12 protein-coding genes and 1 tRNA gene are annotated in these 16,034 nt (G+C 66.6%); 3 read left to right on the plus strand and 10 right to left on the minus strand.

Annotated elements, in window-relative coordinates:
- Nucleotides 1–25: 25 nt before the first annotated feature.
- From narI to KY500_RS09175, 5 genes are all read right to left on the minus strand, one after another.
- Nucleotides 26–835: a respiratory nitrate reductase subunit gamma gene (narI, locus tag KY500_RS09155; protein ID WP_219903179.1), complete on the minus strand. Its 810-nt coding sequence runs from the start codon at nt 833–835 to the stop codon at nt 26–28.
- Nucleotides 832–1,518, minus strand: coding sequence for a nitrate reductase molybdenum cofactor assembly chaperone (narJ, locus tag KY500_RS09160; protein ID WP_219903373.1), 687 nt, complete (start codon nt 1,516–1,518; stop codon nt 832–834). The genes narI and narJ overlap by 4 nt, the downstream gene beginning before the upstream one ends.
- 2 nt (nt 1,519–1,520) lie before the next feature.
- Complete coding sequence (gene narH, locus KY500_RS09165; protein WP_219903180.1) at nt 1,521–3,185, minus strand: nitrate reductase subunit beta; 1,665 nt, start codon at nt 3,183–3,185, stop codon at nt 1,521–1,523.
- Entirely contained in the window at nt 3,186–6,890 is a 3,705-nt protein-coding gene (locus KY500_RS09170) for a nitrate reductase subunit alpha (protein WP_255579932.1), read from the minus strand.
- 182 nt (nt 6,891–7,072) lie between these two features.
- On the minus strand, nt 7,073–7,702 hold the full coding sequence (locus tag KY500_RS09175) for a metalloregulator ArsR/SmtB family transcription factor (RefSeq protein ID WP_219903181.1): 630 nt from the start codon (nt 7,700–7,702) through the stop codon (nt 7,073–7,075).
- 241 nt (nt 7,703–7,943) lie between these two features.
- Between KY500_RS09175 and KY500_RS09180 the strand changes: the two genes are divergently transcribed.
- Nucleotides 7,944–8,360 (plus strand): hypothetical protein, encoded by a 417-nt coding sequence (locus KY500_RS09180; RefSeq protein WP_219903182.1) that lies wholly within the window; start codon nt 7,944–7,946, stop codon nt 8,358–8,360.
- Between the two features lie 178 nt (nt 8,361–8,538).
- On the opposite strand, the gene KY500_RS09185 is transcribed toward KY500_RS09180, so the two are convergent.
- The 5 genes from KY500_RS09185 to KY500_RS09205 form a co-directional block, all read right to left on the minus strand.
- The gene (locus KY500_RS09185; protein WP_370626929.1) at nt 8,539–9,279 is read right to left on the minus strand and encodes a helix-turn-helix domain-containing protein; all 741 of its coding nucleotides are present in this window, start codon (nt 9,277–9,279) and stop codon (nt 8,539–8,541) included.
- Between the two features lie 344 nt (nt 9,280–9,623).
- Nucleotides 9,624–9,695 (minus strand) — tRNA-Gln (locus KY500_RS09190).
- A gap of 35 nt (nt 9,696–9,730) precedes the next feature.
- Nucleotides 9,731–10,777 (minus strand): NAD(P)/FAD-dependent oxidoreductase, encoded by a 1,047-nt coding sequence (locus KY500_RS09195; RefSeq protein ID WP_255579894.1) that lies wholly within the window; start codon nt 10,775–10,777, stop codon nt 9,731–9,733.
- The gene (gltX, locus tag KY500_RS09200; protein ID WP_219903184.1) at nt 10,774–12,291 is read right to left on the minus strand and encodes a glutamate--tRNA ligase; all 1,518 of its coding nucleotides are present in this window, start codon (nt 12,289–12,291) and stop codon (nt 10,774–10,776) included. Before gltX ends, KY500_RS09195 begins: the two co-directional genes overlap by 4 nt.
- 12 nt (nt 12,292–12,303) lie before the next feature.
- Nucleotides 12,304–13,305 carry a LysR family transcriptional regulator gene (locus KY500_RS09205; RefSeq protein WP_219903185.1) on the minus strand — a complete coding sequence of 334 codons (1,002 nt, stop codon included), beginning with the start codon at nt 13,303–13,305 and terminating at the stop codon, nt 12,304–12,306.
- An 81-nt stretch (nt 13,306–13,386) separates the two neighbouring features.
- Here KY500_RS09205 and KY500_RS09210 point away from each other — a divergent pair, with 81 nt between their 5' ends.
- The gene (locus KY500_RS09210) at nt 13,387–14,472 is read left to right on the plus strand and encodes an aminotransferase class V-fold PLP-dependent enzyme (RefSeq protein ID WP_219903186.1); all 1,086 of its coding nucleotides are present in this window, start codon (nt 13,387–13,389) and stop codon (nt 14,470–14,472) included.
- Nucleotides 14,473–14,644: 172 nt separating this feature from the next.
- Complete coding sequence (locus tag KY500_RS09215) at nt 14,645–15,946, plus strand: ISL3 family transposase (protein ID WP_219901511.1); 1,302 nt, start codon at nt 14,645–14,647, stop codon at nt 15,944–15,946.
- Nucleotides 15,947–16,034: the final 88 nt, after the last annotated feature.

Raw genomic sequence — 16,034 nt, forward strand, 5'->3', positions numbered from 1 at the left:
AGCTGGACCAGCTCCCTGCGGGCGGTTAGCGGCGAATGTTGGTTCGGGACCGGGACGGCCGGGCGGGCTCATCGGCTCGCGGGGACACGCGCACGTTGGGCAGTTCCGCCTTCTCCCAACCGCGCTTCACCCGGCGGGCACCGGAACCCTTGTGGGTGTCGCGGGAACGGTAAATCACGTAGGGCCGCCAGATGTAGCCGATCGGGGCGGAGAACACGTGCACCAGCCGGGTGAAGGGCCAGAGCAGGAACAGCGCGGTGGCCGTGAGCACGTGCAGCTGGAAGAAGAACGGCACTCCGCTCATCAGCGACGGGTCAGGCTGAAAGCCCCAGAGGCTGCGGATCCAGGGTGAGATCGAGCCGCGGTAGTCATAGCCGGCGCCGAGCACCTGGTGCAGAACGGTGGCGGTGGTGCCGAACAGGATGGTGCCGCCGAGGAAGATGTACATAACCTTGTCCATCACCGTGGTGGCCAGGTGCACCCGGGTGACCAGGCGCCGGCGGATGATCAGGATGACCAGACCGGCAATGGTCAGCACAGCCGCGATACTCCCGAGCCAGGTGGCGCCGATGTGGTAAATATGCTCGGTGACGCCGAAGAACTCCAACCACGGCTTGGGAATGAACAGGCCGACGACGTGCCCGCCGATCACCATGAGCATGCCGTAGTGGAACATCGGCGAGCCCCAGCGCAACAGCCGGTTCTCATAGGTCTGGCTGGATCTGGAGGTCCAGCCGAACTGGTCGAACCGGTAACGCAGGATGTGGCCGACCACGAAGGTAGCCGCGGCGATGTAGGGGAACGCCACCCACAAAAGATAGTCGAGCGGGGTCATACCCTGACGTCCTCACTGGAACCGCCGTCGGCGGAGAATGGTTTGAGATTGCCGAGGAACGTCATGCCGACGGTCTCGGTGGGGGGACCTTCGTTGACGAGGTCGAGGTAGCGCTGGCGGGTGGCGTCGTCGATCGGCGGCAGCGACAGGCAGACGGCTTCAACGAGGTGCATGTAGGGGCTGTTGACCTTCTCGAGGGCCGCACGCAGCACCTCGATGCCGTCCCGGTGAGCCGAGAGCAGCTCACCGGCGATGGGCGAGTCGGAGAGGGCCGAGAACTCGAGCACCATCGGCAGGTAGTCGGGCAGTTCATCTGCGGCGACCTCCCAGCCGGCGGCGCGGTAGGCCTCGACGAAGCGCACGAGGGCCATACCTCGGCGACGGGTGTCACCGGCGGCGTAATAGCTCAGGTACGGGCAGCATTTGCGTTTGAGGTCGAAGGTGGCGGTGAAGTGCACTTCGAGCGCCTGCTGGTTCATCTCCCCCGCGGCATCCAGGAAGGCGCCGAACGCGGCCCGCAGGCCATCCGGAAGCTGCTCGACCGACGCGGCCACGGCAGGGAACCGGCTGCGGCGCGCCTCGTCGGGGTAGTCCATCAGCAAAGACGCCGCCATATGGGCGATCCGTCGATCACCGTCGTCGAGGCTGAGCGCCATCACCCGCCGGGGCGCGAGCTTGGGCATTCTCACGCTGTGGCCTCTGGGCTTTTCTTGGGTGGGAACATGCCCTGAGGCACGGCGCCGCCGGTCCAGTTGAGCAGGTTGACCCGTCCCGGGGTGGTGGGCTGGGTCTTCTCGCCGCCCCGGCCGGTCATCTCGTTGTAGTTGGACACGGTACCGGCCAGCGGCATGCCGGGCTCCTGACCGAACGGTCCGGCGTTCTGGCCGGGTCCGCCCATGCCGGGGCCACCGTCGGTGTCGAGCGAGCAGGCCAGCTCGTCGAGTTCGCGGGCGGTCTCCACGTGAGCCTTGGGAATCACGTAGCGGTCCTCGTACTTGGCGATCGCAAGAAGCCGGTACATGGCTTGCATCGTCTCGCCCGTCATGCCCACGGCCTTGGGGATGCGCTCATCGGCCGGCTTGCCGAGGTTGATGTCGCGCATGTAGGAACGCATCGCGGCGAGCTTCTTCAGCGATGCCTCAACGGGGCGCACATCTCCGGCCGAGAACAGCCCGGCGAGGTACTCCACCGGAATGCGAAGACGGTCGATGGCGGCGAACAGTGTGCGGGCATCCTCGCTGTCGGCCTGGGTGGTGGAGACCACGTCGACCACGGGCGAGAGCGGCGGGATGTACCAGACCATGGGCATGGTGCGGTATTCGGGGTGCAGCGGCAGCGCGATCTTGTACTCGGCGATCATCTTGTAGATCGGGCTGTTCTGCGCGGCGAGAATCCAGTCGTCTTCCATGCCCTCGGCCTTGGCCGCGGCGATGACGGCGGGGTCGAACGGGTCGAGGAAGCAGGCGCGCTGAGCATCGAGCAGGTCGTGCTCGTTCTCGACCGAGGCCTGTGCGAGAACCGCATCGGCGTCGTAGAGCATCAGGCCGAGATAGCGCAGGCGTCCCACGCAGGTCTCGGAGCAGATGGTGGGCTTACCCTGTTCGATCAGTGGGTAGCAGAGCGTGCACTTCTCGGCCTTGCCGGTCTTGTGATTGAAGTACACCTTCTTGTAGGGGCACGCCGACACGCACATACGCCAGCCACGGCAGCCGTCCTCATCGACGAGCACGATGCCGTCTTCCTCACGCTTGTACATGGCGCCGGAGGGGCAGGCCGCGACACAGGCGGGGTTGAGACAGTGCTCGCAGATGCGCGGCAGATAGAACATGAAGGTGTTCTCGAACTCCATCTTCACGTGCTCGCTCATGGTGGCGAGGATGGGGTCGTCGGCCGCGGTCTCCTGCGAGCCACCGAGGTTGTCATCCCAGTTGCCCGACCACTTGATGTCCATGTTCTTGCCGGTCAAGAGCGACTTGGGCCGGGCGACCGGGCTCTGGGTGCCCGCCGGGGCCGTGGTGAGCATGTCGTAGTCGTAGGTCCACGGCTCGTAATAGTCGTCGATCACGGGAAGGTCCGGGTTGTCGAAGATGTGCAGCAGCTTGCTCAGCCGACCGCCGGCGCGCAGTTTCAGCCGGCCGCGCTTGTTGCGCACCCAGCCACCCTTCCACTTCTCCTGGTCTTCGTACTGGCGCGGGTAGCCCACGCCGGGCTTGGTCTCCACGTTGTTGAACCAGGCGTATTCGACGCCGGTGCGGTTGGTCCAGACCTGCTTGCAGGTGACCGAACAGGTGTGACACCCGATGCATTTGTCGAGGTTCATGATCATCGACATTTGAGCCATGACGCGCATTTAGTACTCCACTTCCTGGCTGCGTCGACGAATCACGGTGACCTCGTCGCGTTGATTCCCGGTCGGGCCGAGGTAGTTGAAAGCGAACGACAGCTGGGCATAGCCGCCGATCAGGTGAGAGGGCTTGAGCAGGATGCGGGTGAGCGAGTTGTTGGTGCCACCGCGCATTCCGCTGGTCTCGGCAACGGGCACGTTGATGGTGCGGTCCTTCGCGTGATACATGTACACCGTGCCCTCCGGCATCCGGTGCGAGACGATGGCCCGGGCCACGACCACACCGTTGCGGTTGTAGGACTCGATCCACTCGTTGTCGCGCACGCCGATCTTGTCGGCGTCCTGCGGGGACATCCAGATGGTGGGACCACCGCGGGAGAGCGAGAGCATCAGCAGGTTGTCCTGGTACTCGGAGTGGATCGACCATTTGGAGTGCGGCGTGAGGTAGCGCACGGCCACCTCGGCGCGACCCTTCGAGCCGGGGGCTCCGGTGGCGGAGGTGGACCCGACGATGGAGTCCTCGAACAGGCGGTGCATGTCCAGCGGCGGCCGGTAGATCGGCAACTGCTCGCCGAGCTCCACCATCCAGTCGTGGTCGAGGTAGAAGTGTTGCCGCCCGGTCAGGGTGTGCCACGGTTTGAGGTGCTCAACGTTGATCGTGAACGCGCTGTAACGCCGGCCGCCGTGCTCGCTGCCCGACCACTCCGGCGAGGTGAGCACCGGAACCGGCGCGCCCTGCACATCCGGGTAGGAGAAGCGGCGACCCTCATTGTCGCTGGCCAGGTGCGCCAGCTTCATGCCGGTGCGCTTCTCCATCTCGCGGAAACCCTGGGTTCCCAGGCGCCCATTGGTGGTGCCCGAGAGTGCCAGCACCATTTCACAGGCCTGGATGGCGGTCTTCAGCTGCGGCCGGCCCGCGGTGGGGCCGTTGGCGATGAGGCCATTCTTTTGCCCGAGGTAGGCCACCTCAACGTCGGGGTTGAACTTGACCCCCTTGGTGACCATGCCGAGCTTCTCGGTGAGCGGACCGAGCGAGCCGAGCCTCTCGTAGAAGGCCGGGTAGTCGCGTTCGACCACCACGAGCTTGGGCATGGTGACACCGGGAACCAACGGCAGATTGTCTTCGACGATGCCGTGCGGGCTGCTCATGGCATCCGGGGTGTCGTGCAGCAGCGGGATCGCGACGAGGTCTTTGCGCACACCGAGGTGCTCCACCGACATCTGGGAGATCTTCTCGGCCAGGATATGGAAGATGTCGAAGTCGGTCTTGGACTGGAACGGCGGGTCGATCGCCGGATTGAACGAGTGGATGAACGGGTGCATGTCGGTGGTGGACAGGTCGTTCTTCTCGTACCAGGTGGCCGGCGGCAGCACCACGTCGCTGTAGATGGTGGTGCTGGTCATGCGGAAGTCGCTGGTGACCATCAGGTCGAGCTTGCCCTCTGGAGCGGACTCGTGCCATTTCATGGTCTTCGGGCGCTTTTCCGGCGGTGACTCCGGTGCCCGCACGGCGCTCTGGGTGCCGAGCAGGTGCTTGAGGAAGTACTCGTTGCCCTTGCCCGAGGAGCCGATGATGTTGGCCCGCCAGACGACCATGACGCGCGGGAAGTTCTCCGGCGCATCCGGGTCTTCGATGGCGTACTCGAGGCTGCCGTCGTTCAAGGAGTCGACGACGTACTGGGCCGGTTCGACCCCGGCCGCCGCGGCATCGTCGACGAGGTCGAGCGAATTGCGGTTGAAGGTAGGGTAGCCGGGCATCCAGCCGCGCTTGGTGGATTCGACCAGGCAGTCGGCCGTCGTGCGGTCCTTGAAGACGCCGGAGCCGAGCGGGCTGGAGAGGGTGTCGGCGGACAGGCCGTCGTAGCGCCACTGGTCGGTGGCGAGGTAGAAGAAGCCGGTGCCGATCATCTGGCGCGGCGGCCGCACCCAGTCCAGGCCGAACGCGTATTGGCCGTAGCCGGTGAGCGGGCGCACCTTCTCCTGGCCCACGTAATGAGCCCAACCGCCGCCGTTCACACCCTGACAGCCGGTCATCGTGGTCAGCGCCAGGAAGGCGCGGTAGATGGTGTCGGAGTGGAACCAGTGATTGGTTCCGGCTCCCATCAGGATCATCGAGCGACCGTCGGAGTCCTCCGCGTTCTGCGCGAACTCGCGGCCGATGCGTTCCGCGGCCTGACGGGGCACCGAGGTGATGCTCTCCTGCCAGGCGGGGGTTCCAGGCGAGGTGGCGTCGTCGTAGCCGGTGGGCCAGTAGCCGGGCAGGTTCAGTTCGTCCCGGCCCACGCCGTACTGCGCGAGCAGCAGGTCGAACACCGTGGTGACCAGCTGGCCGGCCACCATTCGTACGGGCACACCGCGGCGCACGATGCCGGCGCCGCCGGCGTGCTGCTCGCCGATCTCGTCGGTCTCCGGGGCCACGTCGAAGCGGGGCATGTCGATGGCGACGGATGCGCGGTCGTAGTCGGGTGCATCCGCGATCGAGAGCAGCGGGTCGACGCCCTCGAGGTCGAGGTTCCACTTTCCGGCGTCGGTCTCGCTGAATCGGTGCCCGATGGAACCGTTCGGCACGTGCGCTTGACCGTTCTGGTCGAGCAGCACCGGCTTGAATGCGGCGCTGGCGACCGTGGTGGCCAGGCCGGGCAGGGCATCCGCGGTGAGGAACTTGCCGGGAACGTAGGCGTCGCCGCGTGGGGTGAGGCTGATCAGGTAGGCGGAGTCGCTGTAGCGCTTCATGTAATCGACGAAGCGGGTGGTGCGGCGATCGACCAGGAATTCCTTGAGTACGACGTGGCCCATCGCGATGGCGAGGGCGCCGTCGGTGCCGGGGTGCACGGCGAGCCATTCGTCGGCGAACTTAGAGTTGTCGGCGTAATCGGGTGAGACGGTGATGACCTTCTGGCCCTTGTAGCGGGCCTCGACCATGAAGTGCGCGTCCGGGGTGCGGGTGACGGGAACATTCGAGCCCCACATGATCAGGTAACTGGAGTTCCACCAGTCGGCCGATTCGGGCACATCCGTCTGGTCGCCGAAGACCTGCGGGCTGGCAACGGGCAGGTCGGCGTACCAGTCGTAAAACGAAAGCATGGTGCCGCCGAGCATGGAGATGAACCGGTTGCCGACCCCCTGCGACACGATCGACATGGCCGGGATCGGCGAGAAACCCGCGATGCGATCCGGCCCGTACTTCTTGATGGTGTGCACGTGGGCGGCGGCGACGATCTCGGATGCCTCGTCCCAGCTGGCGCGCACCAGACCGCCCTGGCCACGGGCGCTCTTGTAGGCGCGGGCGCTCTCGGGGTTGTCGGTCACCTCGGCCCAGGCGAGAACCGGGTCACCGGTGCGGGACTTGGCCGCGCGGTACAGCTCGAGCAGTACACCGCGCACGTAGGGGTAGCGCACCCGGGTGGGCGAGTAGGTGTACCAGCTGAACGCGGCGCCGCGCGGGCAGCCGCGCGGCTCGTATTCGGGCGAGTCCGGGCCCACCGAGGGGTAGTCGGTCTGCTGGGTCTCCCAGGTGATGATGCCGTCCTTGACGTACACCTTCCAGGAGCACGAGCCCGTGCAGTTCACGCCGTGGGTGGAGCGGACTTCCTTGTCGTGAGTCCAGCGGTCACGGTAGAACGAGTCGGCGTCGCGACCGCCCTCGAGGAACACCGAGCGCAGGTCTGGCGAGGTCTCACCGCGACGGAGGAACCGACCGAAGTTGAGGATCGTGTCGGTGAGCGGGCCGTCGGTGCCGGGCTTGGCGGCGTTACCCGGCGCGCTGGAGCCGGTCTTGCCCGGCCTCGCGAAGATGGAGTTCTTCAGTGATTTCACGGTGATCCCCTTGCGCTGCGGGAACCACCACGGTCAGTGACACCCTCGGGGGCAAGCCTGACCGGTACCGAAAATCGCTACAACCGCGAAACACCGTTAATAATCCCGTGCGGGCCCAGGACCGGAGCCCTGGCCGGCTCCAGAACCCGAACGAGCAGGTCGAGAGTGCAGGTGTCCGGGCCGACCAACGGATGCATGCTGTCGGCCTCAAGCGGGCCGTCCGTTTGCGCGAGCAGAGCCTTGATCAGGCCGTAGTGCACAACGCAGACCTCGGGGTGCAGCTTGACCATCTCACTGTACGGGCAGTCGTGCAGATGCACGTGGGTACCGTCAGGGTCGTGGTCGGAGTCGAAGCCGCTCTGGTCGAGATGGTCGTCGAGCGCGTCGATCTGGTTCTGACGAGGCGTGCTGGTGACGGCCTCGAGGGGAAGGAGCTTGCGCACCAGGTCCCCGCGGCGGTGCGCGGCTTCCGCCTTGGCAGCCCGCACCGACCCGGGCTCGACCTCTCGGGCGGCCGCGCTATACAGCATCCGTGGGCGACCCTTGGTGTCGCGGTTTTCCGGCTGGCAGGTGATGAAGCCGTCGTCGACCAGTCGTTGCAGGTGCTCCCTGGCGGTGTTCGGGTGCAGCCCGGCGGCCTCTGCGAGGTCGGTCACGGTCATGGTGCCTCGGCGCTGAAGGTGCCAGAGCAGGGTGATCCTGCTCATGGAGGCGAGCGTTCGGTAGCTCGTGGCGGCGCGGGGCATCTGGCCAGTATGCGCTCTTGTTGCGCCTGGCGGTACCCAACCGGGCCGGCGGCGTGCCGACTGGCCCGCGGCGAGCACGGCCTGAAGGTCCGCTCCCGCGTCCAGCAGAGTTTCAGACCTGACGGTCCTGAGGTGAATCAGATGCGCGACCAGAATGCAAGTGAAACTGGCTTCTCCCCGCTGACCAGCCCGCCAGGAGGGGATGGACCTCGGATCAGATGTTGATCGGACCTGGCGAATGCGGCGCTACGGTGGGTTCACCGTCGAGGATGGCGTTCACGATCTTCTCCGCACGTGGCGTGAGAACATCGCCGGGGTAGTACTGCTCGTAGAGTTCGCCCGCGTCCTCGAGCGTGTGGACGTCACACAGAGCGAGGAGGAGTCTGATATCGCGGGTGTCGCGCCCGGGTCGGTTCGCTCGGAGCTTCATAACCAGCATCGCCTCTTTGGACGCTACTTCGATGACGATGCCATCCGCGTCGTGGATGGGCTCCCACTCAACGGCGCGGCCGAGAGTGGGGATGGCGTCGGCCTGAGTGACCTGGAAGTTCAGCCATTTCGCGTCCCATCCGCGCCGATAGGCGACCCTCTCGGCGGCGGCAGCGACGGACTCATCTGAGCCGGGATTGACGTGAAGGACATCCAGGTCCTGCGTCGTCCCCGGTCGAAGTAGCGCAGGGCGAGTGCGGCGCCGCCCACGAGCCGGATGCCGGCGACCTCGCCCGCATCGCGAAGCTCGGTGACGAGATCTCGCAGGCCGAGGATGATCGCGTCACGATCTAGCGGAGTGGCTGTCATCACACGCTCGCGAAGGTATCTGCCCAAGCGAGGACACCGCGTTCGGCGAACTCAATCGGCACGTCTTCACGCGCGGGCGCCGGGTCGGCCGGGTCGACCCGGAAAACGACAGGTACGGTGAGCGTGCGATCGGGGTCGTTGACCCATCCAGGGAGCGGGATGCCTTCCTGGTTGAGTCTCCATGCCACCAGAGCCGCTATCGCCGCGTCCCACACCCGATCCCCGGTGCGTTCTGGCTCCGTCAGGCCCAGGATTCCCCGAACGAGTCCGTGTTCGGCGGTGAGGTTGTCATTCAACTGGAGGAGAGCCCGGAGTGCCCGGTCTGTGTCGTGAGCGCGCAGATGTTCACGAATCGCCTCTGCCGAGCTGGCAGCGTCGTCCCGTCGTGTGGGAGCGGCGTACAGGCGATGTCCGGTGCCAGCGAGCAGCCGATCAACCGTGCTGTAAGCGGCGTCTCTGCCCCGTTCATGATGAGAGACGCTGGCCTGATCGATGCCGGTCAACTCTGCAAGTCTCGCCTGAGTGATCCGCCGGCTCCGGCGGGCGGCCCTAACCAGGGTGGATGACGCTGCCACGGTGGTCACCTTCCCTTCAAATATGACTCCTGGAACATATTCTACGCGCACGCATCCAGAAATGGGTGGCGAATGTGCTGGCGGCAGCCACCAGTTCGCAGCAGGCAATCCGCCTGATTCGCGAATAACAAAGGCAGAACACTCACCCCGAAGGCCCACAGCCACCGCCGAGAGTGACGCCAGCAACCGAAGTTGATTGTGGTGCGTTTCTGGTCACGCAGACTCACGGAATACCGGGCATCGTGGGCGGGCCAAGCCAATGTGCTTCTCTAAGCGGGCATTGCAATCCCTGATGAGCGATGCCCTATTGGAGACTCGAACCAAGAACCTCGCGCCCTCATTCATCTCCATACAGGCGTCTCATAGGACCAGACTGACGAATTAGCCACTGACCAGCATAAAGACAAAGGAGCAAGCTCAAACGGCGCCGCGCTTCAGCGATTTTCGGACATGAATCGACAGCGGAGTCTAAACGAAAAACCCCCGCATGACCGGGGGTTTTGTTACTGCTGGGGTACCTGGACTCGAACCAAGAACAAATGAACCAGAATCATCCGTGTTGCCAATTACACCATACCCCAATGGCGTAGTCCGAGAACCGCGCCGAAAAGTAACTCTATCCCACTCCGGGGCGACCAGCCAAATTGAGCGGCGGGTGTGTCGCGAGCGGGCCGAGAAGTTGGCGGTTGATGGCCACGGCGGCGCGCGCACCCTCACCGGCGGAGACGAGCAGCTGCTCTGGGCCGGGCGGGGTGGTGTCGCCCGCGGCGAAGAGACCGGGCACCGACGTGCGGCCCTGCGGGTCGACAAGGATCAGGCCGAAGGCATCCGTTGCCGGGCTCAGGGCACTCGCGAAGGTGGCCGCCGCCTCGTATCGGGGGCGCACGAAACCGCCCGCTCTGGGCACGAACTCGCCGCCGGCGACCTGGATGCCGGTCATGGCACCCTGCTCCCCCAGCACGTCGGTGAGCGGGCGCCGGTCGACGCGGATACCGCGCGCCACCAGTGCGGCCTCGTCGGACTCGCTGACCTGGCCCACACCGTTGGTGAAGACGATCAGGTCGTCGGTCCACTGGGAGATGAGCAGGGCGTGTTCGGCGAGGTCGTCGGTCTCGCCGATCAGCGCGAGAGCCCGGTCGGCCTCTTCGTAGCCATCGCAGGCGATGCAGCTGTGCAGGTTGGTGCCGTACCAGGCGCGGATGCTCGGCAGCGCCGGCAGCGTCTCGGCCAGGCCAGTGGCAATGAGCACGGTTCGGGCGGTGACAACGCGGTTCTTCTCGCCGCGGATACCCTTGGTGGACACGGTGAACCGGGCCGCGGTCGCATCCGCCAAGTTGGCACCGTGCACCTGTTCGACCGTGCGAACCAGGCCCATGTGGAACTCGGCGGCCGGGTAGGCCTCGTATTCCTCACGGCCGATGCGTCGCAGCTCAAGCGGAGGCACGCCGTCGCGGGTGATGAAGCCGTGCGAGCGCAGTGTGGCGGAGTGCCGTGGACGGTTGCTGTCGATCATCAGCGTGCGGCGGCGGGCGCGCACGAGGCTGAGCCCGGCGGCCAGGCCGGCCGGGCCGGCGCCGATGATGACGACGTCGTAGGGCGCCTCAACGGCGCCGGCAGCGGTGTCGCTGCCGGAGCCGGCCATAACGGTACCGTCGGTCGTCATGACACCAGGGTCGCCGAGAGCCGATCCAGGCGGGCCAGCGAGTCGGCCTGGCCGAGGATCTCCATGGATTCGAACAGGGGCGGCGAGATCTTGCGCCCGGACACAGCCACGCGCAGTGGGCCGAATGCCACCCGGGGCTTGAGCCCGAGGCCGTCGATCAGCGTCTCGGTGAGGGTGGTGTGCACGCGCTCGTGGGTCCATTCCGCTTCGGGAATGTTGCGGAGGGCGTCCGTGGCGGCCGCGAGGATCTCGCCGGCGTTCTGCGGGAGCGAGGCGAGGGCATCCGCCTGGTGCTCGAGCTTGTCGGCCGGCTCGAAGAGGAAGCCGAGCATGGCCGGGGTCTCACCGAGCAGGGCGATGCGCTCCTGCACGAGGGGGGCGGCAGTGAGGATGGCCTTCTGGTTGTCGCTGAGCGGCTCGGAGAGCACGCCGGCGGCGGCGAGGTACGGTACGACGCGCTGGGCGAAGTCGGCCGGCGCGAGCAGACGGATGTGGTCGCCGTTGAGCGATTCGGCCTTCTTGAGATCGAAACGCGCCGGGTTGGGGTTCACGTCGACGACGTCGAACGCGGCGATCATCTCCTCAATGGAGAACACGTCGCGGTCGTGGGTGAGCGACCAGCCCAGCAGGGAGAGGTAGTTGACCAGGCCCTCGGGAATGAAGCCACGTTCGCGGTGCAGGAACAGGTTCGACTCGGGGTCGCGCTTGGAGAGCTTCTTGTTCTTGTCGCCCATCACGTAGGGCAGGTGGCCGAAGCGGGGCACGAACGTGGTCAGGCCGATGTCGATCAGCGCGTGGTACAGCGCGATCTGGCGGGGCGTGGAGGAGAGCAGGTCCTCGCCGCGCAGTACGTGGGTGACGCCCATGAGCGCGTCGTCGACCGGGTTCACGAACGGGTAGAGCGGGTGCCCGTTGGGCCGCACCACGACGAAGTCGCTGAACGAGCCGGCTGGGAAGGTGATCTCGCCGCGCACCAGGTCGTCGAAGGAGAGCTCGGTGTCGGGCACCTTGAGGCGGAGCGCCGGCTGGCGTCCCTCGGCGCGGAACGCATCCTTCTCCTCGTCGGTGAGGTCGCGCTCGTAGTTGTCGTACCCGAGCTTGGGGTCGCGGCCGAGCTTGATGTTGCGCTCGGCGATCTCCTCGCCGGTGGCGAAGCTCTCGTAGATGTGGCCCGACTCGACAAGCTTCGCGATCACGTCGCGGTAGATGTCGTAGCGCTGGGACTGCCGGTATGGCTCGTTCGGTCCCCCGGTCTCCACGCCCTCGTCCCAGTCCAGGCGCAGCCAGCGCATGGCCTCGAGAAGCTGGGTAAAGCTTTCCTCGCTGTCGCGGGCGGCGTCGGTGTCCTCCACGCGGAAGATGAACTTACCTCCCGTGTGCCGGGCATAGGCCCAGTTGAACAGGGCCGTGCGGATCAGGCCGACGTGCGGCGTGCCGGTGGGCGAGGGGCAGAACCGCACGCGCACATCAGTGCCGGTTGCGGTCGAGAACGGGTGCGCTGTTGTAGTAGACATACGCCATTCATCCTACCGAGGGTGGCCTACACCGGCGTGTGCGGAATGTGACCCCTGGCCGGCGCCGAACAGCGACCACGGTGCCGCGTCGATCTCACCGATGGCGCGGATGGTGGCAGCAACAGCCGGAACCGACTCCGCCCCCTCGGCGCCGACGAGGTGGATCGTGCGGAAGTCCCCCGCTGTGGTGGGTCGGGCCACTATTCCCGCGGGCAGCGGGGAGGCCGCGATCGCAAGGGCGGGCACCAGGGCCACGCCCAGGCCGGCGGCGACCATGCCGAAGACGGCCACGACGTTGTCTGTCTCGTAGGAGATACCCGGCGTGAAGCCGCTTCGGGCGGCGAGGTCGAGCAGGTGCGCCCGACAGCGGGGGCAGCCACCGATCCACTGGTCCTCGGCCAGCCGGGCCAGATCGATGCGACTCTGACCGGCCAGAGCGTGCTCGCGAGGAAGCACCAGGAGCATCTCATCGCGCCAGAGCGGCACCACGGTGAGCCCCTGGGCGCTCTGCCGGTGCGGGTCGGCCTGGTCGCCGGTATAGCTGAAGGTGATCGCGAGGTCGGCGGCGCGGTCCCGCACGGCGCGCACAGCCTCGGGCGGTTCGGCTTCGAGATAGCTCAGCTGCACGCCGGGGTGCCGTTGGGACAGGCCGCGCAGCAGGGTGGGGACGACCGTGGCCGACGCGGAAGGGAACGCTGCGAGAGTCACCCGGCCACTGCGTAGGCCGGCCAGGTCGCTGAGTTCGCCCGCCGCGGCATCCAGCGCCTGGGTCACCGTGGCCGCGTGCCGGGCCAGGATGCGGCCGGCCTCGGTGAGTCGCACGCCGCGGCCCGACTTGGCCACCAGGGGCAACCCAAGGCGGGCCTCGAGGCGTTTGAGGTGCTGGCTCACCGCCGGTTGGCTGTAGCCGAGGGAACGCGCGGCGGCGGTGATCGAGCCGAGCTCGTTGATGCGGTGCACGATGCGCAGCGCGTGGGAATCTACGTCGAGTGCACGGTGAACGGTGTCGGGCATGCTCGAATCATAACCGCTCGTTATGGGAGCGATCGAGCACTGGCCATTGCCGAATGGATCGGGGAGCGGGACGCTGGAGGCATGAGTTCCACAGTTCCGCCCAGTACACCACTGGCCACCCTCAGCCTCACGGAGGCGCGGGCCGAGTACTCCCCCAGTACGACCCGCTATCTGGCGGCGTGCACCTCGGGGCGGCCGACCATCGAGACCGTGCGGGCGCTGCAGGAGGACGCCGACATCTGGGCTCGCGGCGAGGCCTCCCCCGCGCATTACCAAGTGGAGATTGACCGCGCCCGGGCGCTGTACGCCGGTCTGGTCGCTGTCGACGCCGACCGGGTGGCGATCGGGTCGCAGGCGTCGGTGATGGCCTCGGTTCTGGCGGCGTCCGTGCCCGACGGCCGGGAAGTCGTCTGCGTCGACGGGGACTTCACCTCCATGGTCTTCCCGTTTCTGCAGCAGGAGCACCGCGGCGTCACCGTACGCCACGTGCCGGTGGTCGATCTGGCGGCCTCGCTCACCGAGCGCACCTGGTTGGTGGCCTTCTCCCTCGTGCAATCCGCCACCGGCGAGATAGCGGATGCGCCGGCGATCCGCGCGGCGGCCGCCTTGGTGGGCGCGTTCACACTCTGCGACACCACCCAGGCCACCGGCTGGCTGCCCGTGGCGGCGGGCGACTTCGACGCCACGATCTGCCATGCCTACAAGTGGCTGGGTGCCCCGCGTGGGGCCGCGTTCCTCACCGTGCAGCCAGCCCTGGCGGAGCTGCTGCGCCCGGTGCAGGCCGGCTGGTTCGCCGGCGACGACCCGTGGGCATCCTGTTACGGCCCCACCATGACGCTGGCGACGGATGCGCGCCGCTTCGACGTGTCTCCGGCCTGGCCGGCTTGGGTGGGCACGAGGGTTGCCCTGGAGTTCTTCGCCCGGCTCGACCCGGCGGCGGTGCATGGCCACGACACGAGCCTCGGGAATGCGCTCTGCGCCGGACTCGGGCTGCCCCAACGAGACCAAGCCATCGTCACGTGGGCGGACCCGTCCGGCGCCGATCTGGCGCGCCTTACCGCAGCCGGCATCACGGCCTCCGGACGCGCGGGCCGCGCCAGAGTCGCCTTCCACCTCTGGAACGACGCCTCCGACGTCGACGCCGCCCTACTCGCCCTCGCCCGCTGACCCTCCCCCTCGATTCCCTCCCGCGAACTGTGACTTAAGCACCCCAAATCCGCGTTTTTGGGGCTCTTCTGACATATCCGTGGGTGGTTTCCGCGTGGCTTAACGAGCGCACGCCGCTTTCTGTCTAGGTTTCTGACTGTCAAAGGTTGGAAACTGAAGAACGGAAAACGGCGTGCGTACTGCAAGGATATGGCGGACTCTGCTCGGTGTCGAAAAGACCATCGTTGACGACGTCGATTACGACGACGATGCGGGCGTTTTGGTCGTCGCGGTCCGGCCGATGAAAGCGGCCCGGAACCGGTGTGGGCTGTGCCACCGGCGCAGCCCAGGCTACGACCGTGGTGAGGGTCGACGACGCTGGCGGAGCCTGGATGCTGGCATCATCCAGGTCGTTCTCGAGGCAGACGCCCGCCGGGTGGCGTGCCGTGAGCATGGCGTCACGGTCGCGTCGGTGCCGTGGGCTCGGCACCAGGCCGGACATACCTACCTCTTCGACGACCACGTCGCGTGGCTGGCTACGCAGTCTTCCAAGACCGCGGTTACCGCGTTGATGCGCATCGCTTGGCGCACCGTCGGCGCGATCGTCACCCGGGTCTGGGACGACGCCGCGACCCTGCACGACCCGTTCGATGGCCTCACCCGCATCGGGATCGATGAGATCTCCTACAAGCGTGGCCACAAGTTCCTCACCATCGTCGTGGACCACGACACCGGTCGTCTCGTCTGGGCTGCACCGGGCCAAGACAAAGCCACCCTCGGCACGTTCTTCGACGCCCTCGGCCCCGAGCGTTCCGCACAGATCACGCATGTTTCCGCGGACGGTGCGGCCTGGATCGCCAACGTTGTCGCGGCCCGCTGCCCGAACGCGGTGCGCTGCGCGGACCCGTTCCACGTCGTCAAATGGGCCACCGAAGCCCTCGACGAAGTCCGCCGCGCAGCCTGGAACGACGCCCGCAAAGCCGCCCGCATCAATGACGCCGCGCGGGGCCGCGGCCGACCCCGGAACGGAGCCCCCGAACGCCCCGACAGCGCTCGCGCGGCCGGCATCAGAAACAGCCGTTATGCGCTCTGGAAAAACCCCGAGAACCTCACCGAGAAACAACAAACCAAGCTGGCCTGGATCGTCCAAACCGACCCCCGACTGGCCCGCGCCTACTACCTCAAAGAAGGCCTCAGAGTCATCTTCAAACTCCCGCTCGACCAGGCCAAGGAAGCCCTCGACAAATGGGTCGCCTGGGCTCGCCGCTGCCGCATCCCCGCGTTCGTGAAGCTGCAACGAAGCATCGTGAAGCACCGCGTCGCGATCCTCGCCTCGATAGAACACAACCTCTCCAACGGCCGCATCGAATCCATGAACACCAAAATCAGACTCCTCACCAGAATCGCGTTCGGCTTCGCCTCACCTGACGCCCTCATCAGCCTCGCCATGCTCAGCCTCGGCGGCCACCGACCAGCCCTCCCGGGCCGGAAATGACCCACGGAAGAGTCAGGAGAGCCGTTTTTGGGTGCATAACTCACAGCTCGCGGACGGCCGAACGCACGAAAGCGGCCCTGCGGTCACC

Source organism: Cryobacterium sp. PAMC25264 (assembly GCF_019443325.1).
Lineage (GTDB): Bacteria > Actinomycetota > Actinomycetes > Actinomycetales > Microbacteriaceae > Cryobacterium.